Origin of the sequence: Streptomyces pactum, assembly GCF_016031615.1 — a bacterium.
Taxonomy (GTDB): domain Bacteria; phylum Actinomycetota; class Actinomycetes; order Streptomycetales; family Streptomycetaceae; genus Streptomyces; species Streptomyces pactus.
On the sequence record NZ_JACYXC010000001.1, the window covers coordinates 5,464,405 to 5,485,070 of the forward strand.

18 protein-coding genes and 2 pseudogenes are annotated in these 20,666 nt (G+C 75.6%); 16 read left to right on the forward strand and 4 right to left on the reverse strand.

Annotated elements, in window-relative coordinates:
- Window positions 1-42: 42 nt before the first annotated feature.
- From IHE55_RS21530 to IHE55_RS21540, 3 genes are read left to right on the forward strand one after another with little or no spacing between them, the layout of a single operon-like run.
- Window positions 43-777, forward strand: a complete 735-nt coding sequence (locus tag IHE55_RS21530; RefSeq protein WP_197990520.1) for a lysophospholipid acyltransferase family protein — start codon at window positions 43-45, stop codon at window positions 775-777.
- Window positions 774-1,775 (forward strand): NAD(P)H-dependent glycerol-3-phosphate dehydrogenase, encoded by a 1,002-nt coding sequence (locus tag IHE55_RS21535; protein WP_197990521.1) that lies wholly within the window; start codon window positions 774-776, stop codon window positions 1,773-1,775. The genes IHE55_RS21530 and IHE55_RS21535 overlap by 4 nt, the downstream gene beginning before the upstream one ends.
- Window positions 1,776-1,811: 36 nt before the next feature.
- The gene (locus tag IHE55_RS21540; protein ID WP_197990522.1) at window positions 1,812-2,987 is read left to right on the forward strand and encodes a D-alanine--D-alanine ligase family protein; all 1,176 of its coding nucleotides are present in this window, start codon (window positions 1,812-1,814) and stop codon (window positions 2,985-2,987) included.
- Between the two features lie 608 nt (window positions 2,988-3,595).
- On the opposite strand, the gene IHE55_RS21545 is transcribed toward IHE55_RS21540, so the two are convergent.
- On the reverse strand, window positions 3,596-3,829 hold the full coding sequence (locus IHE55_RS21545; RefSeq protein WP_197990523.1) for an Lrp/AsnC family transcriptional regulator: 234 nt from the start codon (window positions 3,827-3,829) through the stop codon (window positions 3,596-3,598).
- A 257-nt stretch (window positions 3,830-4,086) separates the two neighbouring features.
- Between IHE55_RS21545 and IHE55_RS21550 the strand changes: the two genes are divergently transcribed.
- Window positions 4,087-5,055 (forward strand): thiamine-phosphate kinase, encoded by a 969-nt coding sequence (locus tag IHE55_RS21550; RefSeq protein WP_197990524.1) that lies wholly within the window; start codon window positions 4,087-4,089, stop codon window positions 5,053-5,055.
- Between the two features lie 10 nt (window positions 5,056-5,065).
- Window positions 5,066-6,067 (forward strand): bifunctional hydroxymethylpyrimidine kinase/phosphomethylpyrimidine kinase, encoded by a 1,002-nt coding sequence (gene thiD, locus IHE55_RS21555; protein WP_197990525.1) that lies wholly within the window; start codon window positions 5,066-5,068, stop codon window positions 6,065-6,067.
- A 485-nt stretch (window positions 6,068-6,552) separates the two neighbouring features.
- Here thiD and rpmB read toward each other — a convergent pair.
- Window positions 6,553-6,663: pseudogene (rpmB, locus tag IHE55_RS33425) on the reverse strand (50S ribosomal protein L28); the annotation flags it as partial.
- A 296-nt stretch (window positions 6,664-6,959) separates the two neighbouring features.
- Here rpmB and IHE55_RS21565 point away from each other — a divergent pair.
- From IHE55_RS21565 to mutM, 9 genes and pseudogenes are all read left to right on the forward strand, one after another.
- A pseudogene (locus IHE55_RS21565) lies at window positions 6,960-8,954 on the forward strand (DAK2 domain-containing protein).
- A 665-nt stretch (window positions 8,955-9,619) separates the two neighbouring features.
- Window positions 9,620-11,803 (forward strand): ATP-dependent DNA helicase RecG, encoded by a 2,184-nt coding sequence (recG, locus tag IHE55_RS21570; protein WP_197990526.1) that lies wholly within the window; start codon window positions 9,620-9,622, stop codon window positions 11,801-11,803.
- Window positions 11,804-11,877: 74 nt separating this feature from the next.
- Window positions 11,878-12,462 carry a 16S rRNA (guanine(966)-N(2))-methyltransferase RsmD gene (gene rsmD / locus IHE55_RS21575; protein ID WP_197990527.1) on the forward strand — a complete coding sequence of 195 codons (585 nt, stop codon included), beginning with the start codon at window positions 11,878-11,880 and terminating at the stop codon, window positions 12,460-12,462.
- Complete coding sequence (gene coaD, locus IHE55_RS21580; RefSeq protein WP_197990528.1) at window positions 12,459-12,977, forward strand: pantetheine-phosphate adenylyltransferase; 519 nt, start codon at window positions 12,459-12,461, stop codon at window positions 12,975-12,977. Before rsmD ends, coaD begins: the two co-directional genes overlap by 4 nt.
- Before the next feature lie 91 nt (window positions 12,978-13,068).
- Window positions 13,069-14,367 (forward strand): cell division initiation protein, encoded by a 1,299-nt coding sequence (locus tag IHE55_RS21585; RefSeq protein WP_197992153.1) that lies wholly within the window; start codon window positions 13,069-13,071, stop codon window positions 14,365-14,367.
- Window positions 14,368-14,652: 285 nt separating this feature from the next.
- On the forward strand, window positions 14,653-15,249 hold the full coding sequence (locus IHE55_RS21590; protein WP_197990529.1) for a YceD family protein: 597 nt from the start codon (window positions 14,653-14,655) through the stop codon (window positions 15,247-15,249).
- A 2-nt stretch (window positions 15,250-15,251) separates the two neighbouring features.
- A complete protein-coding gene (gene rpmF / locus IHE55_RS21595; protein WP_197990530.1) occupies window positions 15,252-15,425 on the forward strand; it encodes a 50S ribosomal protein L32 in 174 nt (57 codons plus the stop codon).
- A 19-nt stretch (window positions 15,426-15,444) separates the two neighbouring features.
- Entirely contained in the window at window positions 15,445-16,308 is an 864-nt protein-coding gene (rnc, locus tag IHE55_RS21600; protein ID WP_197990531.1) for a ribonuclease III, read from the forward strand.
- Between the two features lie 354 nt (window positions 16,309-16,662).
- Window positions 16,663-17,556 carry a bifunctional DNA-formamidopyrimidine glycosylase/DNA-(apurinic or apyrimidinic site) lyase gene (gene mutM, locus IHE55_RS21605; protein ID WP_197990532.1) on the forward strand — a complete coding sequence of 298 codons (894 nt, stop codon included), beginning with the start codon at window positions 16,663-16,665 and terminating at the stop codon, window positions 17,554-17,556.
- A 169-nt stretch (window positions 17,557-17,725) separates the two neighbouring features.
- Here the strand turns inward: mutM and IHE55_RS21610 are convergent, their stop codons facing one another.
- On the reverse strand, window positions 17,726-18,208 hold the full coding sequence (locus IHE55_RS21610; RefSeq protein WP_197990533.1) for a GNAT family N-acetyltransferase: 483 nt from the start codon (window positions 18,206-18,208) through the stop codon (window positions 17,726-17,728).
- 259 nt (window positions 18,209-18,467) lie between these two features.
- Window positions 18,468-18,824, reverse strand: a complete 357-nt coding sequence (locus tag IHE55_RS31605; protein WP_307826769.1) for a CAP domain-containing protein — start codon at window positions 18,822-18,824, stop codon at window positions 18,468-18,470.
- A 732-nt stretch (window positions 18,825-19,556) separates the two neighbouring features.
- Between IHE55_RS31605 and IHE55_RS21620 the strand changes: the two genes are divergently transcribed.
- Both IHE55_RS21620 and IHE55_RS21625 read left to right on the forward strand, forming a co-directional pair.
- Entirely contained in the window at window positions 19,557-19,838 is a 282-nt protein-coding gene (locus IHE55_RS21620) for an acylphosphatase (protein WP_197990535.1), read from the forward strand.
- Window positions 19,839-20,213: 375 nt separating this feature from the next.
- Complete coding sequence (locus IHE55_RS21625) at window positions 20,214-20,423, forward strand: hypothetical protein (RefSeq protein ID WP_197990536.1); 210 nt, start codon at window positions 20,214-20,216, stop codon at window positions 20,421-20,423.
- Window positions 20,424-20,666 lie beyond the last annotated feature (243 nt).

Here is a 20,666-nt window from a genome sequence, read left to right on the forward strand (position 1 = left end):
AAGGCAGCAGGTCAGCAGGGTTTTCAGAGAGGGTGTTGGCGAGTGTCCGGCCGCAGAATCGGCATCTGGTACCGCACGGCTGCGGTCTTGGTAAAACCACCGCTGGTGGTTCTGTTCAAGAGGGACTGGCGAGGAATGGAGAACATTCCCGCCGAGGGCGGATTTATCACGGCGATCAATCACAACTCGTATCTGGACCCGCTGGCATATGCCCACTTCCAGTACAACACCGGCCGGGTGCCGCGTTTCCTCGCCAAGTCGGGACTGTTCAAGGCGCCGGTGGTCGGCACCTTCCTGCGCGGTCTGAAGCAGATCCCGGTCTACCGCGAGTCCACCGACGCCGCGAACGCCTTCCGGGCTGCCGTGGACGCCGTCAACCGGGGCGAGTGCGTGGCCTTCTACCCCGAGGGCACCCTCACCCGCGACCCCGACATGTGGCCCATGCGCGGCAAGACCGGCGCCGCCCGGGTCGCCCTGCTCACCAAGGCCCCGGTCATCCCGGTCGCCCAGTGGGGCGCCAACGAGGTGGTGCCGCCGTACGCCAAGCGCAAGCGGGTCCGCCTGTTCCCGCGCAAGACGCTGCGGGTGGTGGCCGGCCCCCCGGTGGACCTCTCCGCGTTCTACGGCCAGGAGCCCACCGCCGAGGTGCTGCGCGCCGCCACCGAGGTGATCATGGCCGCGATCACCGAACTCCTCGCCGAGCTGCGGAACGAGCCCGCGCCCGCCGAGCCGTACGACCACAGGAGGCCCCGAGGGGCCGAGGAGGAGGGCAAGTGACGCGCTGCGCGGTCTACGGCACCGGGTCCTGGGGCACCGCCTTCGCCATGGTGCTGGCCGACGCCGGGTGCGAGGTGACCCTGTGGGGCCGCCGCGCCGAGGTCGCCCGGGAGATCAACACCGGCCGCACCAACCCCGACTACCTGCCCGGGGTCGAGCTGCCGCCGGCGGTCCGGGCCACCACCGACCCCGCCGAGGCCGCGGACGGCGCCGACTTCACCGTCCTGACCGTCCCCTCCCAGACGCTCCGCGAGAACCTGGCCGCCTGGGCGCCGCTGCTGCCCGCCGACACCGTGCTGGTCTCCCTGATGAAGGGCGTGGAGCTGGGCACCGCCAAGCGGATGAGCGAGGTCATCGAGGAGGTCGCCCAGGCGTCCCCGGACCGGGTCGCGGTGCTCACCGGCCCCAACCTCGCCAAGGAAGTCGCCGCCCGGCAACCCGCCGCCGCGGTCGTCGCCTGCCGGGACGAGAGCGTGGCGGTACGCCTCCAGTCCGCCTGCCACACCTCCTACTTCCGCCCCTACACCAACACCGACGTGGTCGGCTGCGAGCTGGGCGGCGCGGTGAAGAACGTCATCGCGCTCGCGGTGGGCATCGCCGGCGGCATGGGGCTGGGCGACAACGCCAAGGCGTCCCTGATCACCCGCGGGCTGGCGGAGACCACCCGGCTGGGACTGGCGATGGGCGCCGACGCGCACACCTTCGCGGGCCTGGCCGGCATGGGCGACCTGGTCGCCACCTGCTCCTCGCCGCTGTCCCGGAACCACACCTTCGGCGCCAACCTGGGCCGCGGCATGACGCTGGAGGAGACCATCGCGGTCACCCGGCAGACCGCCGAGGGCGTCAAGTCCTGCGAGTCGGTGCTCGATCTGGCCCGGCGGTACGGCGTCGACATGCCGATCACCGAGACCGTGGTGGACATCGTCCACGACGGCAAGCCCCCGCTGGTGGCCCTCAAGGAGCTGATGGCGCGCAGCGCCAAGCCCGAGCGGCACTGACCCGGCGGACCGACCGCAAGGTAGTCTCAACCCGATATGAGCAGCGACACCACCACACCCAGCGTCCCCCAGCCGGCCGGGGGCGAGTCCGCCGGGCGCAAGCCGCGCGTCGCCGTCGTCTTCGGCGGGCGCAGCTCCGAGCACGCCATCTCCGTGGTCACCGCCGGTGCCGTGCTGGCCGCGATCGACCGGACGAAGTACGACGTCCTGCCCATCGGCATCACCACCGACGGGCGCTGGGCGCTCACCGACGACGCCCCGGAGCGGATGGCCATCACCGACCGCCGGCTGCCCAGCGTCGCCGACCTCGCCGAATCGGCCGAGGGCAGCGTGCTGCTGCCGGTGGAGCCCGCCAGCCGCGAGGTGCTCTACAGCGAGCCGGGCAACGTGCCCAAGGTGCTCGGCGACGTGGACGTGGTCTTCCCCGTGCTGCACGGCCCGTACGGCGAGGACGGCACCCTCCAGGGGCTGCTGGAGCTCTCCGGCGTGCCCTACGTGGGCTCCGGCGTGCTGGCGTCCGCCGTCGGCATGGACAAGGAGTACATGAAGCGGGTGTTCCTCTCCTTCGGGCTGCCGGTCGGCCCGTACGAGGTGATCCGCGCCCGGGAGTGGGACCGGGACCCGGCGGCGGCCCGGAAGAAGATCGTCGACTTCGCCGCCGACCACGGCTGGCCGGTCTTCGTCAAACCCGCCCGCGCCGGCTCCTCCATGGGCATCTCCAAGGTGGACTCGCTCGACGGGCTGGACGACGCGGTCGCCGAGGCCCGCCGCCACGATCCCAAGATCATCGTGGAGTCGCTGCTCCGCGGCCGGGAGATCGAGTGCGGGGTGCTGGAGTTCGAGGACGGCCCGCGCGCCAGCGTGCCGGCCGAGATCCCGCCCGTCACCGCGCACGACTTCTACGACTTCGAGGCCAAGTACATCGACTCGGCCGCCGGCATCGTGCCCGCCCCGCTGACCGCCGAGCAGACCGCCCGGGTCCAGGAGCTGGCCGTACGCGCCTTCGACGCGGTGTCCTGCGAGGGGCTGGTGCGCGCCGACTTCTTCCTCGGCGAGGACGGCGAGTTCGTGATCAACGAGATCAACACCCTGCCGGGGTTCACGCCCATCTCGATGTACCCGCGCATGTGGCAGGAGAGCGGCGTGAGCTACCCGGAGCTGGTCGACCGGCTGATCCAGGCCGCGCTGCGGCGCAGCACCGGGCTGCGCTGACGCCCGCGGGCGCGCCGGACCGGCGGGCGGCCGGACACCGGGGACGGGCCTTCGCGGCGACCGTGCCCGCGAGGCCCCCGCAGGCCCCGGGAAGGCGGGCGGGCCGGGCGGCAGGCCGTCCAGTGGCACCCCGCCCCGTACGGACGGGGTGAGCCCGCCACCGCGGTGACGGCGCCACGGCCGCGCCACGGCCTCGGCCGCTGGCGATGGTCATGGCCGGCGACGACGGCGGTGGCCGGCGTGAGGGCTGCGGTTCCGGTCGGGGCGCGCGGGGCTGCGGTGAGGCGGTGGCGGCCGGTCACGCTCCCCGGCGGGCCGGGCGGGGTTGGTTGTGGCGTCACCCGGCGGTGGCGCGGTCGCCCGGGGCGCCGCGGCGGGCCGGCGCCGGTCCGCTCCCCGCGGAGGCGGCCCGCCACCCGGCGGTGCCGTGCGCTTCCGGTGGTGGCGTGGCCTCCCGGCGGTGCCGGGTCCCGGCCCCCGCGGCGGGCCCGGGACCCGCGCGGGACGGGCGCCGGAGGCACACCGGGCGCACGTCCGGGCCCGGTACGGACCGCCGCCCGGTGCGGCCGGCCGCCCGGGCGTCGTGCCCGCCGGCCGGCCGCACCGGGTCAGAGGTGCACGACCGGACAGGTCAGCGTGCGCGTGATGCCTTCCACCTGCTGGACCTTGGCGACCACCATGCGGCCGAGCTCGTCCACGGTGTCGGCCTGGGCGCGCACGATCACGTCGTACGGCCCGGTGACGTCCTCGGCCTGGATCACCCCCGGGATTCCGGCGATGATTTCGGCCACGGTCGAGGCCCTGCCGACCTCGGTCTGGATCAGGATGTACGCCTGTACCACGGAACCTCCAGGGCGGCGACGAGGATCATGTGGGGAGAAGGGACGCCACGGTACCGCGTCGCCGAGCGGTGCGGGGAGACCGCGACCCCCGCCCGGCGCGGCGGGCCGGACCGCGGCGCGCGGGACCATGTGCCGAGGAGGTGGTCGGCATGCCGCACACTCTTGGCGGGGGACGGTGCCGGGAGCGGCTCCGCGGCAACGGGCCGGGCCCCGGAGACGGCGAAGCCGAGGACACCAACACCGTGAGGAGAAGCGCAGTGAGAGGCACCGTGGGCGAGCTGGGGGAGTTCGGGCTCATCAGAGAACTGACCTCGCGGCTCACCACCACCCGGGCGGTACGGCTGGGACCCGGTGACGACGCCGCGGTGGTCGCCGCGCCGGACCGCAGGGTCGTGGCCAGCACCGATGTGCTGCTGGAGGGGCGGCACTTCCGCCGCGACTGGTCCACCGCCTACGACGTGGGCCGCAAGGCCGCGGCCCAGAACCTCGCCGACATCGCGGCGATGGGGGCGGTGCCCACCGCGCTGCTGCTGGGCCTGGTGGTCCCCGCGGACCTCCCCGCCACCTGGCCCAACGAGCTGATGGACGGGCTGCGCGACGAGTGCCAGGTGGCCGGCGCCGCGGTGGTCGGCGGCGACGTGGTCCGCGGCGACACCATCACCGTGGCGATCACCGCCCTGGGCGATCTGCGGAACCAGGATCCGGTCACCCGTTCCGGCGCCCAGCCGGGCGACGTGGTGGCGGTCACCGGCTGGCTGGGCTGGTCGGCGGCCGGACACGCGGTGCTCGCCCGCGGGTTCCGGTCCCCCCGCGCCTTCGTGGAGGCACACCGCCGCCCGGAGCCGCCGTACCACGCGGGTCCCGCCGCCGCCGGGCTCGGCGCCACCGCGATGACCGACGTCAGCGACGGCCTGGTCGCCGACCTCGGCCACATCGCGGAGGCGAGCAAGGTCCGCATCGACCTGCGCTCCGGCGACATCGACATCCCCTCGCAGATGTCCGACATCGCCCAGGCGGTGGGCGTGGACCCGCTCCAGTGGGTGCTCAACGGCGGGGAGGACCACGCCATCGTGGCCACCTTCCCGCCGGACGTGAAGCTGCCCGCCCGCTGGAAGGTGATCGGCGAGGTGCTCAACCCCTCGGCGCTGCCCCACGTGACGGTCGACGGGGCGCCGTGGACCCACGGCGGCTGGGACCACTTCGGGGAGGGGACGGGCGCCGAGTAGATTCGGCGCCATGCCGCACATACCCGCGCCCGGGGCGCCGCACCCGCGCGACCTGCCGCCGTCGCCCTCCGCCGACCAGCCCTCCGGCGCGCCCGGGGGCCGGCCGTCCGGTGTGCCGGGGGACCGGCCGTCCGGCGCGTCCCCGGACCTGCCGTCCGGTGCGTCCGGCGGGCGCCCGCCGCACCCGCCGTGTGTCCTCACCGTCGCCGGATCCGACTCCGGGGGCGGTGCGGGCATCCAGGCCGACCTGAAGACGATGCTGGCGCTCGGCGTCCACGGGATGAGCGTGCTCACCGCGGTGACCGCGCAGAACTCGCTGGGTGTGCAGGGGGCCTGGGAGCTGCCCGCGGAGGCGGTGCGTGCCCAGTTCCGCAGCGTCGTGGACGACATCGGCGTCCAGGCGGTGAAGACCGGGATGCTCGCCTCCGCCGAACTGGTGGAGACCGTCGCCGGGCTGCTCGCCGGGCTGACCGTGCCGGTGGTGGTGGACCCGGTGGGCGTCTCCAAGCACGGCGATCCGCTGCTGGCCGCCGAGGCGCTCGGCGTGGTCCGCACCGCCCTGCTGCCGACCGCCACCGTCGCCACCCCCAACCTCGACGAGGTGGCCCAGCTGACGGGCGTGCGGGTGACCGGGGAGGACGACATGCGGCGGGCCGCCGAGGCGGTCCTCGGCCACGGTCCGCGCTGGGTGCTGATCAAGGGCGGCCACCTGCCCGCGGACGCCGCGGGCCGGGCGGACGCCGGGCCGGGCCACGGCGCCGGGGAGGCCGTCGACCTGCTCACCGACGGCGGTACGGAGCACTGGCTGCGGGCCCCCCGCCACGACAACCGGCACACCCACGGCACCGGCTGCACCCTCGCCAGCGCCATCGCCGCCCACCTGGCCCGGGGCCTGGCGGTGCCGGAGGCGGTACGTGCGGCCAAGGAGTACGTCACCGGAGCCATCGCGGCCGGCTTCGCGCTCGGCGCGGGCATCGGGCCGGTCGATCACGGCTGGCGGCTGCGCGGCTGAGGCCCGGGCCCCGGCCCGTGCAGTGTGCCGCGCTCCCCGGTGCGGTGGCGCGGCCGTGCGGACCGTACGGAAGGGGCTGCACAGGCCGCCGTTCGTACCGGGTGGGGCGGCGGGCCGGGCGGTTCCCCGGGGCCGCCCGGGCCCGGGCCGAGGACCTGCCCCGGACCGAAGGTCTCCGACCCCGGGCGGGGCCTCAGCCGGACCCGGGCGCGACGAGGGGGCGGCCGGCGGGCCCGCACCGGCCGGGCAGGGACGGACGGCCGCCCGAAGAACCGGGCGCGGACACCCGGGCATGCGTAAAAGCCGGCCCACCGAGGTGGACCGGCTTCGACGACCGGAGGGCTGCGCCACGACGAATCCGTCGCACGCGAGACCGGCTCATCCCCGCCCGGGGCGGGGAGACCGTCCGCTTAGCGCGAGACCTTGCCGGCCTTGATGCACGAGGTGCAGACGTTGAGCCGCTTCGGCGTCCGCCCGACCACAGCACGCACCGTCTGGATGTTGGGGTTCCAACGACGGCGAGTGCGGCGGTGCGAGTGCGAAATGTTGTTGCCGAAGCCCGGCCCCTTGCCGCAGACGTCGCAGTTGGCAGCCACGGGTCACTCCAAAGACTTCAGATACACGTACGGTGAAACCCCGGCGTGCCAGGATCGTGAACGACCGGCGTTGCCAGGGGGAACAGACCCGATTCGCATCGGGCAACCGGAGCAGCATACTACGGCTGCTTCCGTACTCCGAAACTACCATGAGCGGCCCGTACGCCGCCGGGCGGGCCGCCCCGGCACCCCGGCCCGCAGACGGGACCGCGGGGCCGGACTACCCTGCGGTGGGCCGCCCCGGCCGTTCACCGCACCCACCCGCGGTGTTTCTTCGCACTCCAGGAGGGAGCAAGGTGCCGCACACTCCCCCCGACCCCGGTCCCGGCTTCGGGCACCCCTTGGACGCCGTCGCGGTACGCACCTGGTGCGGGCTGGCGCTGGAGGCGCTCGGCCGGGCCCGCGAGGACATCGACGCCATCAACGTCTATCCGGTCGCCGACGGGGACACCGGCACCAACCTCTACCTGACCACCGAGTCCGCCGCACACGCCGTCGACGCGGTCTTCAACGGCCACACCGCCTCCGGCGCCGCCTCCCGTCCCACCCTGGGGGAGGCGGTACGGGCCATGGCCCACGGCGCGCTCATCGGCGCCCGCGGCAACTCCGGCACCATCCTGGCCCAGCTGCTGCGCGGGCTGGCCGACGTCCTGGTGGCCGGCCCCGGTGGCAGTGCCGCTCCCGGTGCCGGTCCGGACCACGGGGCGCGGGAGGACGCGCCCGCGACGGCCGGCGGCACCGGCCCGGCCCCGCGTCCGGTGGGCCGCCGGCCGGGCCCGCCTGACCCCCGAGCCTGCCCCAGGCCCCGGTCCGCCCCGGCCCCCGGGCCGCCGCGTACCGCCGAGGACCGTGCCGCCGACGCCCTCCGGCGAGGGCTGCGCAACGCCGTGCGGTCCGCCTACACCGCCGTGGCGCGCCCCGTGGAGGGCACCGTGCTCACCGTCGCCGCGGCCGCCGCCGACGCCGCCGGGCGGACCGGCGGGGACCGGCCGCGGTGGCCCGCGCCGCCTGGGACGGCGCCCGCGCCGCGCTGGCGGCCACCCGGGCCAGCTCGGCCCGCTCGGCCGCGCCGGGGTGGTGGACGCCGGGGGCTACGGACTGGTCGCGATACTCGGGGCGCTGGCCCAGGCCCTCTCCGGCGAGGTCCCCCGCCCCGCCCGCCCCGGACCACGGCCGGGTGACCGCCCCACCGGTCCGGACGCCACCGGCCCGGACGCCACTGCCCCGGACCCGGCCGCGCCGGCCCCCGCGGTGCCGCCCGCCACCGTTCCGGCCGCCGGGCCCGCGGCGGGTTGCGGCGCCGGGGACCACCTGGCCCCGGCCGGCCGCCGGCCCTGCCCGCGTCCGGTCCCGCCTTCGAGGTGATCTACCTGCTGGAGGCCGATGACGCGGCCGTCGCCCGGCTGCGCGACCGGCTCGACGCGCTCGGCGACAGCCTGGTGGTGGTCGGCGGCGACGGGCTGTGGAACGTGCACGTCCACGTGGACGACGCGGGCGCGGCGGTGGAGGCCGGCATCCAGGCCGGCCGCCCGTACCGCATCCGCATCACCCACTTCGGCAGCGCGCCGGACGCCGGCCGCGCCGGGACCGCCGCGCCGCACCCCGGGGGCCGGGCACCGGCGGAGCCGGCGGCGCGCGCGGTGGTCGCGGTGGTGCCGGGCGAGGGCCTGGCCGCCCTGTACACCGAGGCCGGTGCCACGGTGGTCGGCGCGGACCCGGGGGAGCCGCCCGCCAGCGGCGAACTGGTGGAGGCGGTGCGGCGCGCCCACGCCCGCGAGGTGGTGCTGCTGCCCAACGACGCGGCCCTGCGGCACACCGCCGCGGCCGCCGCCGAGCAGGCCCGGGGCGAAGGCGTCCGGGTGGCCCTGATCCCCACCCGGTCCCCGGTGCAGGGCATCGCCGCGCTCGCCGTGCACGAGCCGGGCCGCCGGTTCGACGAGGACGTGGTCACCATGACGGCCGCGGCGGGCGCCACCCGCCACGCCGAACTCGCCGTGGCCGAGCACGAGTCGTGGACCACGGCCGGGGTCTGCCAGGCCGGCGACGTGCTCGGCCTGATCGACGGCGACGTGGCCGTGATCCGGCCCGACGTCCCCACCGCCGCCCGGGCGGTGCTGGACCGGATGCTCGCGGCCGGCGGCGAGATGGTCACCCTGGTGCTCGGCGCGGGTGTCGCCGACGGGGTGGCCACGGAGCTGGAGGAGCACGTACGGCGCAGGTACCTCGCCGTGGACACCGTGGTCTACCGGGGCGGGCAGCACGGCGTACCGCTGATCATCGGCGTGGAGTGACCCACCGGACCGCCTTCCCCGGCCCCGGCCGCCTCCCCGGTCCCGGCCGCCATCTCGGCCCCGGCCGCCTCCGGGTCGCCGGTCCTGCCTCTCCCGGTTCGCCTTCCGACCCCTTCCCCGGCTCGCCGTCGGCCGCCCTTCCCCGTCTCCGGCCGCCGCACCCGGCCCCTCCGGCCACCCTGGCGTTCCGGCCGCACCCGCCGTCGCCCGACGCCCCCGCGTGCACGTGCCCCGGTCCTCCGTCACGGCCGGCGCGCCCCGCCGCCCACCGCTCGGTGCTCCTGTACCCCGTCCGCCCGCCCGGGCCCCGCGCCCTCCCGCGTCCCGGTCCCCGCCCGCCGGCATCCCGCCGTCCGCCGCCCGTACCCCCACATCCGGGCTTCCCGCCGCCCGTGGTCCCGGCCCGTCGTCCACCGCCGGCCCCACAACCTCCGCCGCTTGTGGTCCCGTCCCCATCCCCGGCGCGCATTGCGCCGCCCGCGGTCACCACCCCGCGCGTCCCGGCCCATCCCACCGCCCGCCCCCACAGCAGGGCCCACCGCCGCCCGGGGCCCGCCCCACCGCCGGCGCTCGCCACCCCGCGCGCGTCCCGGCGCAGCAGCCGCCCGGCCCGCCACCCCGTGGTGCCTGCGCCCGATGTCGCACCCGTGGTGTGCAATAAGAGCGTGCCCGCGCTGGATGAACCCCTGAAGAAGATCCTCGGCGGCAACACCGCGAAGGTGCTGGCCGACCACCTCGACCTGCACACCGTCGGCGACCTGCTGCACCACTACCCGCGGCGGTACGCCGAGCGGGGTGAGCTGACCCGGCTGTCCGAGCTGCCCCTGGACGAGCACGTCACGGTGGTCGCCCAGGTCGCCGACGCCCGGGTGCACACCTTCAACCACGGCCGGGGACAGCGGCTGGAGGTCACCCTCACCGACGGCAGCGGCCGGCTCCAGCTGGTCTTCTTCGGCCGGGGCGTCCACAAGCCGCACAAGGACCTGCTGCCCGGCCGCCGGGCCATGTTCGCCGGGAAGGTCTCGGTCTTCAACCGCAAGCTCCAGCTCGCCCACCCCGAGTACCAGCTGCTGGACGCCGACAGCGGCACCGACGCCGTGGACGCCTTCGCCGGCCGGCTCATCCCGCTCTACCCCGCCTGCCAGCAGATGGCCTCCTGGAAGATCTCCAAGGCGGTCGACGCGGTGCTGCCCAGCGCCGACGACGCGGTGGACCCGCTGCCGCCCGCGCTGCGCGAGGGACGCGGGCTGACCACCCTGCCCGACGCCCTCCGCAAGATCCACCGGCCGGGCAGCAAGGCGGACGTCGCCACCGCCCGGGACCGGCTGAAGTGGGACGAGGCGTTCGTGCTCCAGGTCGCCCTGGCCCGGCGCCGGCACGCCGACGCCCAGCTCCCCGCGGTGCCCCGCCGCCCCCGCGCCGGCGGACTGCTGGACGCCTTCGACGCCCGGCTCCCGTTCGAACTCACCGAGGGACAGCGCAAGGTCAGCCGGGAGATCTTCGACGACCTGGCCACCGACCACCCGATGCACCGGCTGCTCCAGGGCGAGGTCGGCTCCGGCAAGACGATGGTCGCGCTGCGCGCCATGCTCGCGGTGGTGGACGCCGGCGGCCAGGCCGCGATGCTCGCCCCCACCGAGGTCCTCGCCCAGCAGCACCACCGCTCGGTGGTGGAGATGATGGGCGACCTCGCCGAGGGCGGGCTCCTGGGCGGGGCCGAACAGGGCACCAAGGTGGTGCTGCTCACCGGCTCCATGGGCACCGCCGCCCGCCGCCAGGCGCTGCTGGACCTGGTCACCGGCGAGGCCGGCATCGTCATCGGCACCCACGCCCTGATCGAGGACAAGGTGGCCTTCCACGACCTGGGCCTGGTGGTCGTGGACGAACAGCACCGCTTCGGCGTCGAGCAGCGGGACGCGCTGCGCGGCAAGGGCAAGCAGCCCCCGCACCTGCTGGTGATGACCGCCACCCCCATCCCGCGCACCGTGGCCATGACCGTCTTCGGCGACCTGGAGACCTCGGTGCTCGACCAGCTGCCGGCCGGCCGCTCCCCGATCGCCAGCCACGTGGTGCCCGCCCAGGACAAACCGCACTTCCTCGCCCGCGCCTGGGAGCGGGTACGGGAGGAGGCCGAGGCCGGGCACCAGGCGTACGTGGTGTGCCCGCGCATCGGCGACGAGGACGAGGAGACGGGCAGCTCCGCGAAGACCGGCCCCGAGGACGCCGCCGACAAACGCCCCCCGCTGGCCGTCACCGAGGTCGCCGCGCAGCTCGCCGCCGGACCGCTGCGCGGACTGCGGATCGAGATCCTGCACGGGCGGATGGCCCCGGAGGCCAAGGACGACGTGATGCGGCGCTTCGCGGCGGGCGAGGTGGACGTCCTGGTCGCCACCACCGTCATCGAGGTGGGCGTCAACGTCCCCAACGCCACCGTCATGGTGATCATGGACGCGGACCGGTTCGGCGTCTCCCAGCTGCACCAGCTCCGCGGCCGGGTCGGCCGCGGCTCCGCCCCCGGCCTGTGCCTGCTGGTCACCGACATGCCGCCGGCCGCCCCCGCCCGGGCCCGGCTGGACGCGGTGGCCGCCACCCTGGACGGCTTCGAACTCTCCCGCATCGACCTGGAGCAGCGGCGCGAGGGGGACGTCCTGGGGCAGGCCCAGTCCGGCGTCCGCTCCTCGCTGCGCATGCTCACCGTCATCGAGGACGAGGAGGTCATCGCGGCGGCCCGCGAGGAGGCGGTGGCCACCGTGCGCGCCGACCCCGAGCTGACCGCGCTGCCCGAGCTGCGCACCGCGCTGGACGCGCTGCTCGACGCCGAGCGCGAGCGCTACCTCGACAAGGGGTGACGCCCGCCGACGCCATATCGTGGGAGCACGGGCCGACCCGGCCCGCCCGCCCCTGCCGTGAAGGACGCCCCGTCATGACCCGCGTGATCGCCGGAGCCGCCGGAGGCCGCCGCCTGGCCGTGCCGCCGGGCACCGGCACCCGCCCGACCTCCGACCGGGCCAGGGAGGGCCTCTTCGCCAGCTGGCAGTCCCTGCTGGGCACGCTGGAGGGCACCCGCGTCCTGGACCTGTACGGCGGTTCCGGCGCGGTCGGGCTGGAGGCCCTGTCCCGCGGCGCCGCCCACGCGCTGCTGGTCGAGTCCGACCGGCGCGCCGCCCGGGTCATCGCCGCCAACATCACCACGCTCGGGCTGCCCGGCGCCGAACTGCGGACCGCCCGCGCCGAGCAGCTGATCGCCCATCCGCCGGCCGGCGAGCCGTACGACGTGGTCTTCCTCGACCCCCCCTACGTCGTCGGCGACGACGATCTCCGGGAGATCCTGCTCACACTCCTCCGTAACCGCTGGCTCACGCCCGACGCGCTGGTCACCGTGGAGCGGAGCACCAGAGGCGGGGAGTTCGGCTGGCCGGCCGGGTTCGAGGGGCTGCGGGCCCGGCGCTACGGCGAGGGCACGCTTTGGTACGGTCGCGCCGCCTCGACGTGTGAGATCGCGTCATGACCGGACCCGAGAGCGAGGGAACACCGTTGCGCCGCGCCGTCTGTCCGGGGTCGTTCGACCCCGTGACCAATGGACACCTCGACATCATCGCGCGAGCCTCCCGGCTCTACGACGTGGTCCACGTCGCCGTGATGATCAACAAATCGAAGCAGGGCATGTTCACCGTGGAGGAGCGCATGGACCTGCTCCGCCGGACCACCGCCGAGTACGGCAACGTCCAGGTGGAGTCCTTCCACGGCCTGCTGGTCGACTTCTGCAAGCAGCGCGACATCCCCGCCATCGTCAAGGGGCTGCGCGCCGTCAGCGACTTCGACTACGAACTCCAGATGGCCCAGATGAACAACGGGCTGTCCGGGGTGGAGACGCTCTTCGTCCCGACCAACCCCACCTACAGCTTCCTCTCCTCCAGCCTGGTCAAGGAGGTGGCGGCCTGGGGCGGCGACGTGGCGCACCTGGTGCCGCCGCCGGTACTGGCCGCGCTCACCGAGCGGCTGGCCGAGCGCGGCCGGGGCTGACGCACCGTCAGCGGGTGTCGGGCGGGGCGCCGCTGGCCGTACAGTCGTCCCGTTCGTTCCCCATCCGTCAAAGAGAGTGGCGAGCACCCAGGTGGACGTATCGAAGAAGCTCGACGAGATCGTCGGCACCGTCGGCAGCGCCCGGTCCATGCCCATGTCGGCCTCCTGCGTGGTCAACCGCGCCGAGCTGCTCGCCATGCTGGAAGAGGTCCGCTCCGCGCTGCCCGGCTCCCTCGCCCAGGCGCAGGAGGTGCTCGGCGGCCGGGAGCAGGTGGTCGAGGAGGCCCGCCGGGAGGCCGAGCGGATCATCGAGTCCGCCCGGGCCGAGCGCGCCGCCCTGATCGCCGCCACCGAGATCGCCCGCACCTCTCAGGAGGAGGCCGACCGCATCCTCGCCGAGGCCCGCCGGGAGGCCGAGGAGGTCCGGGCCGAGGCGGACGACTACGTGGACAGCAAGCTCGCCAACTTCGAGGTGGTCCTCACCAAGACCATCGGTTCGGTGGACCGGGGCCGGGAGAAGCTGCTGGGCCGCGCGCCCGGCCCCGGCGCCGGCTTCCCCGACGAGGGCCCGGAGCGCAGCGCGGACCCCGAGACGCTGCGCCGCCGCGCCGACGAGTACGTGGACGCCAAGCTCGGCGCGGTCTCCGCGGTGCTGGCCAAGACGCTGGAGGCGGTCGGCCGCGGCCGGCAGAAGCTGCTCGGCGCCCGCCCCGCCGACGAACTGGGCGCGCACATCGCCGCCCAGGACGCCCAGGCGGCCGGGTTCGCGCCCACCACCAGCGACGCGGACTTCCTCGCCCACCTCGCCCAGCCCCGGCCGGCCACCGGCGCGGACCCGGCCGTCCCCGCCGGCGCGCCCCCGGTGCCCACCGCGCCGCCCGCTGCGCCCGCCGTCCCCGCCCAGCCGGAGCCCTACCCGGCCGCCGCCGGCCACCAGCAGCCGCAGTACCCGCAGTACCCGCAGTCCGACCCGGGGCAGGGCGGCTACGGCCATCAGCAGCCGTACCCGCAGCCGCAGCCCGCCGGCCCCTACGCCACCGCCACCACCGCCGGCGACTACGCGCAGCCGGACGCCTACGGCTGGCAGCAGTCCGGCTACGGCACCCACGGCGGCCAGGGCTACGGCGCGGCGGACGGCCAGGGCTACGGTGCCCCCGACGGCCAGGGCTACGGCTCCGCGGACGGTCAGGGCTACGGCGCCGCCCCCGGCCACCAGGCCGGCGGCTACGGACAGGCCCCGGCGGCACACGCCGCCACCGGGCACGTCCCGCAGCCCCCGCACCCGGGCATCCCGCCGCAGCCGGGCGGCGCGGCGCTCGACGAGACCAGCTTCTTCGACACCAGCATGATCAACCTGGACCAGCTGCGGGAGTACGAGCAGGGCCGCTGAGCGGCGGCCGGCGCGGGGCGACGGAGGACACCGCCGTACGGCCCGCTGCGGTGGCGCCCCGCTCCGCTCCGCTCCGGGGCGAGGCCGGAGCGGAGCGGGGCGGGGCGGCGCCGGCCGCGGTGACCAGGTCCGGATTGGGTGTACGGCGCCCCGTCCAGTATCCTGGCTCTTCGGTCGCGCCACATCCGCGATCCAGGCTGCCCGCGGCGCACCGGCGACGGGCGGCGCACCGCACGGAGAAAGCAGGAAGCCCTGAACGCCCGCCTCGACCATCGCGCCCCGCTCGTGTTCGACACACGCGAGCTGGGCCGGCGTCCCGGTGCGCTCAAGCGGCTCTCCCGCTCGGTGCCCGCACCCGAGAACCTCGGCATCGAGGTCATCGGGGTGCCCCGGGACGCGACCGTGGAACTCGACCTCCGGCTGGAGTCGGTCATGGAAGGGGTGCTCGTCACAGGCACCGCCCGTGCGCCGCTCACCGGGGAGTGCGTAAGGTGTCTGGAGCCGCTGGAGCGAGAGCTCACAGTGGACTTCCAGGAGATGTACTCCTACCCCGACGCCGACGCCTGGGGCCGCGACGCGGACCTTGACGACGACGCCGAGGAGGAGGACACCCTCTTCGTCGAGGACGACTTGCTCGACCTCGAACCCGTGCTGCGGGACGCGGTGGTGCTGGCACTGCCGCTGCAGCCGGTGTGCCGGGAGGACTGCCCGGGTCTGTGCTCCGAGTGCGGGGCGCGGCTGGCGGACGAGCCGGACCACCACCATGACGCCCTGGACATGCGCTGGGCGGCACTGCAGGGACTCGCCGACACCACCAAGGACGGCGAGAAGGACGATTTGGGCGGCGCCGATGCGGGCGCCGACGAGAAGCAGGAGAAGTAGCCGTGGCCGTTCCGAAGCGGAAGATGTCGCGCAGCAACACGCGCCACCGCCGGTCGCAGTGGAAGGCTGCGGTCCCCACCCTGGTGGCGTGCGAGCGCTGCCACGAGCCGAAGCTGCAGCACATCGCGTGCCCGAGCTGCGGCACCTACAACAAGCGTCAGGTCCTCGCGGTCTGATCGGCGGGTGACAGGCTTCATGTCAGACGGCAACTCGTCGAAGAAGGCGCCGGCGGACACAGCCTCGTCCCACACGCTCCTGGAAGGGCGGCTCGGGTATCAGCTTGAGTCCGCCCTTCTGGTGCGTGCGCTGACCCACCGCTCCTACGCGTACGAGAACGGCGGACTGCCCACCAACGAGCGGCTGGAGTTCCTGGGGGACTCGGTGCTCGGCCTGGTGGTCACCGACACGCTGTACCGCATCCACCCCGACCTGCCCGAGGGCCAGCTGGCCAAGCTGCGGGCCGCGGTGGTCAACTCGCGCGCACTGGCGGAGGTGGGCCGCGGCCTCGACCTCGGTGCCTTCATCCGGCTCGGCCGGGGTGAAGAGGGCACCGGCGGCCGGGACAAGGCATCGATCCTGGCCGACACCCTGGAGGCGGTGATCGGCGCGGTCTATCTAGACAAGGGACTGGACGCCGCCGCCGAACTGGTGCACCGGCTCTTCGACCCGCTCATCGAGAAGTCCTCCAACCTCGGCGCAGGCCTGGACTGGAAGACCAGTCTCCAGGAGCTGACCGCCACCGAGGGACTCGGCGTTCCGGAGTACCTGGTCTCGGAGACCGGCCCGGACCACGAGAAGACCTTCACGGCTGCTGCCCGCGTCGGTGGTGTCGCGTACGGCACCGGCACCGGCCGCAGCAAGAAGGAAGCGGAGCAGCAGGCGGCCGAGGCCGCCTGGCGGGCGATCCGCGCGGCGGCCGACGCCGCGCAGGCCGCGGTCGCCGGTGCCGGCACCGAGGCGGACGCCGCGACCGGCGCCGGATCCGGTGACGGCGACGGTGACGGCGGCGGTACGGCCACGGCCGGCACCGCCGACGCGGCCGAGGGCGCGTCCCGCTGAACCGGGCCGGGCGTACCCGGCCCGGTGACCGCCACCCGCGGGGGCCAGCGCCCGGCCGGGTCCGCCCGCTTCCGGCGGGCGGGACCCGCGGCGCGTCCTCCCCCCACAGCCCCCGGCCCACGACGTCCCGCCCCGCGGCCGCCGGTCCCCACGTCGCCCCGGTCCGCCGGGGACGGCGCCGGTCCGCCCGGCGGACCACCGCACCCATCCCGCACCGGCCCCCCGGCACCGGGAATCCGGCCCGCCCGTGCCGCCCCCCCCGCGGAACCGCCGCAGGCCGCCGCGTTGTATCCGGCCGGTGCGGGTCCGCCCGGCCGGAGCGGACCGCCGGGCCGGCCGACCTTGAGGAGAACCGTGCCAGAGCTGCCCGAGGTAGAGGTCGTCCGCCGCGGACTGCGGCGCTGGGTGAGCGGGCGGACCGTCGCCTTTGTGGAGGTGCTCCACCCGCGCGCGGTCCGCCGCCACCCCGCCGGCGCCGCCGACTTCGCGGCCCGGCTCACCGGCCACCGCATCGGCGAGGCGCGCCGCCGCGGCAAGTACCTGTGGCTCCCGGTCGAGGGTGCCGACCTCGCCGTCCTCGCCCACCTGGGGATGAGCGGCCAACTGCTGGTGCAGCCGCAGGACATGCCCGACGAGAAGCACCTGCGCATCCGCATCGGGTTCACCGACTCACCGGGACCGGCGGCGCTGGGCGAGGCGGCCGGCACCGAGCTGCGCTTCGTCGACCAGCGCACCTTCGGCGGACTCTCCCTGCACGGCACGGTCCCCGGCGCCGAGGACGGCCTGCCGGACGTCATCGCGCACATCGCGCGGGACCCGCTCGACCCCGCCTTCGACGACGCCGCCTTCCACGACGCGCTGCGCCGCCGCCGTACCACCGTCAAACGCGCGCTGCTGGACCAGTCGCTGATCAGCGGCGTCGGCAACATCTACGCCGACGAGGCGCTGTGGCGCACCCGGCTCCACTACGAACGGCCCACGGCCACCCTCACCCGGCCGCGCACCGCCGAACTCCTGGCGCACATCCGCGAGGTGATGACCGACGCGCTCGCGGCCGGCGGGACCAGCTTCGACAGCCTCTACGTGAACGTGAACGGGGAGTCGGGCTACTTCTCCCGCTCGCTGGACGCCTACGGACGCGAGGACGAGCCGTGCCGCCGCTGCGGCACACCGATCCGCCGCCGCCCGTGGATGAACCGCTCCAGCTACTTCTGCCCCCGCTGCCAGCGCCCGCCCCGGCCGCGCTGACCCGGGGCGGCCGGCGCCGACCGGCGGTCCGGGCCGGCCGGGCCGCGCCGGGGCTCCCGGGCGGGCGAGGCCGGCCGTGGTCCCGGGCCGGCGAGGCCGATCGACGGCCTGGTTCCCCGGTGCCGGCGCCCGGGGAACCGGCCGGCGCACCGGCCGGGCGGCGCGGTCGTCAGCCGGCGCGCAGACGCTTCTCCATGATCTGCTCCGGCCGCCCGTCCGGCGCCGCGGCGTCCGGCCGTCCGGCGGGCGCGAAGCCGTGGCGGCGGTAGAGCGCGAGCGCGTGCTCGTTCCCGTGCGCCACCGCCAGCCGCAGGACCTCCGCCCGCTCCCGCACCGCCCACTCCTCGACCTCGCGGATCAGCCGGTCGCCGACACCGCGCCCCGGCCCCGCGCCCCCGACCCACAGCGAGATCGTTCCGGCCGCGGCGCAAGGGACCGCGGCCATTCCGGCCGGCACGCCGTCGAGCAGGGCGAGGACGTTGCGGGAGCCGGGGATGGACAGCCGGGCGCGCCAGCGCTCCTCCCGGTCACCGTCCCCCTGCCACTGCGCGAGGGTGGCCCCGAAGGCGTACGGGGCTTCGGCGAGCGCGGCCAGCCTCAGCTCGCGCCACCGGCGCCAGTCGTCCGCCGTCAGCACGCGTATTCCGATCATGCCGGGAGGCTCTCGCGGCGCGGCGGTACACGGCAACCGTGATTCGGCCGGGCAACCGCGATACGGCCGGTGCCCGCGGCGGTTGGGGACCCAGGCCGGCCGGGGAGCGTGCGCACCGGCCGCCGGTTCGGACCGGCGGGGCGGGAGGGGCCACGGGCCCCGGGCCGGCGGGGTTGAAGCGGTCACCACCTCCGGGACGGTGGGGAGAGGGAGGCACCGGCTCCGGTGGGGCCGCCGGCCGCCCGCGGGGCCGCGCCGGTCAGCGGCCGAACGCCTGGGTCCACCAGGGGCCGCCCTCGCCGAAGTACACCCCCACCCCCAGGGTGCGGAAGTCGCAGTCGAGGATGTTCGCCCGGTGGCCGGGGCTGTCCATCCACGAGTCCATCACCGACCGGGCGTCCGGCTGTCCGCGCGCTATGTTCTCCGCGCCCAGGGTGTCGATGCCCGCCTGCCGGGCGCGCTCGAACGGGTCCCGGCCGTCCGGGTCGGTGTGGCCGAAGAAGCCGCGCACCGCCATGTCCTCGCTGAAGTCCCGGGCCAGTGCGGCGAGCCGGGGGTCGGCGGTGAGCGGTGCGCAGCCCGCGGCGGTCCGCTCCTGGTTGACCAGCGTGAGCACCTCGCGCGCCGCCGCGTCGGACGGTGCCGGGCCGGTGGGCGTACCGGTCGGCGGGGGCGCGGCCGTGCCGGTGGCCGTGGCCGTCGCGGTGGGCGCCGGCCGGGTCCACGGCCCCCGGGGCCCGGACGGTCCCCCGCCGAAGGGGTGGCCGTCGGGCCGGCCGGCGGAGGCGGACGGGGCGCGGGCGGTGGTGGACGGTCCGGCGGTGCCGGGTGGAGGTCCGCCAGATGGGCGTGGCCGGGTGTCCGGGGCGCGCGGTCCGCGGCGGGGTGGTGAGGGGCCGGACGGGGAGGGCGGTCTCGGGGCCGGCGCCGGCGGGTGACCGGGCCCGCCCCGGGCGGCGCGCCGACCCGGACCCGGTCGGCCCGGACCGCCGGCCGGGCCGGGCCCGGCGACCAGGACCCCGGAGTGCACGGCCAGCGCGCCCAGCAGCACGGCCGCCGTCCCGCCCAGCAGCCCGGTGCGGACCGGCGCCGTCCGGCCGAAGCGGGTACCCGGCGACCGGCGGGGCGCGACGCGGGCGCGCGGTGTGCCGGGCGGCGGCTCCGGCGGCGGAACGGGAGCGGAGCGCCGATGGCGGCCCATCCACGGTCCTCCTCAGTCCTCAGCTCAACCAGCGTCACTCGTTCGAGTGAGTCTTGTTGAGCCGGGACTGTACGCCATGGCCGGCCCCGCCCCCGCCCGGCGGTCCCGGGTACGGCCCGGCGGCGGCCGGACGGTTAGCGTGCCCCCATGACTGACAACGTCCGCCTCACCGCCTGGGTCCGCGGCCGGGTGCAGGGTGTCGGCTTCCGCTGGTACACCCGGGCCACCGCACTCGCCATCGGGGACCTCACCGGTTTCGCCTCGAACCTCGACGACGGCCGGGTGCAGGTGGTCGCCGAGGGGCCCCGGCCGGCGTGCGAGCGGCTGCTCGACTGGCTGCGCGGGGACGACACGCCCGGGCGCGTGGACGGAGTCACCGAGATCTGGGGCACACCGCGCGGCGGTTACCGGGGCTTCGAGACCCGCTGACGACCGGCCGCGGCGGGCGCCCGCGCACCGGCGCCCGGGGCCGGCGCGCGGATGTGCGCCCGGCGGAAACCGGCTGGTGGTTGCCAATTCCGCCGTCCCGTGGAAGGCTGCGGGCCAAGGAAGATCTCTCCACCCCGACGGGGCCCCGACGAGCGGGCGCTGCCGCCGTCCGGCCGCAGTGTGCCCTGGGCCCGGCAGATGATGCGGGGTGTGATCGTGTTGACCGGCCCACCTTTTGGTGAGACTCTGGAAGCCCCGCGCACCTCGCATGTTCGCCATTGAGCACGGCAAAGGAATGGCGGGCACCGCGGGTGCGAAAATCCCTCACGACCCACACCGCATCGGTCGGTCACTCAGTGTGGAGGACCATCCAAAATGGCAAAGGCGCTTCTCGGATACGTCGGCGGTTCCGACCCCCGAGTCCTCGCCGAAATGCGACGGCTTCAGCAGCGTGTCCAGGACCTGGAATCCGAGCTGGTACGGATGCAGGCCGAGAACGACGCACTGTCGGCCGCCGCCGCTCGCCGGGGCGACTCACTCCTCGACGGCATCGACGTGTCCAAGGCGGAGCCTGCGCTTGCCTGACCGCGTCCCCTCCGGGGCCGGCCGGGCTGCATAGTCAGCCGCTTCGAGAATCTGCAAGGGACGCCTCGGCGTCCCTTCGTCGTTTCTTCCCCCCGCTCCTCAGACGTTCGTACCGGCTCCCCCGACGTTCGTCCGGATGCCGCTCCGGTGGCACCTGAGCGTTCCTTACCGATGGATGTGCCCCCCGCCTTCCTGGGCGAAACCGAAAAGGTGACGGAATCCGGGGGCCGGAACCCAGGGAGT

Coding starts and splice junctions, on each gene's coding strand:
- IHE55_RS21540 (WP_197990522.1), top strand. CDS start 1,812: ATGAGCAGCGACACCACCACACCCAGCGTCCCCCAGCCGGCCGGGGGC.
- thiD (WP_197990525.1), top strand. CDS start 5,066: ATGCCGCACATACCCGCGCCCGGGGCGCCGCACCCGCGCGACCTGCCG.
- rsmD (WP_197990527.1), top strand. CDS start 11,878: ATGACCCGCGTGATCGCCGGAGCCGCCGGAGGCCGCCGCCTGGCCGTG.
- coaD (WP_197990528.1), top strand. CDS start 12,459: ATGACCGGACCCGAGAGCGAGGGAACACCGTTGCGCCGCGCCGTCTGT.
- rnc (WP_197990531.1), top strand. CDS start 15,445: ATGTCAGACGGCAACTCGTCGAAGAAGGCGCCGGCGGACACAGCCTCG.
- IHE55_RS21610 (WP_197990533.1), bottom strand. CDS start 18,208: ATGATCGGAATACGCGTGCTGACGGCGGACGACTGGCGCCGGTGGCGC.
- IHE55_RS21620 (WP_197990535.1), top strand. CDS start 19,557: ATGACTGACAACGTCCGCCTCACCGCCTGGGTCCGCGGCCGGGTGCAG.
- IHE55_RS21625 (WP_197990536.1), top strand. CDS start 20,214: ATGGCAAAGGCGCTTCTCGGATACGTCGGCGGTTCCGACCCCCGAGTC.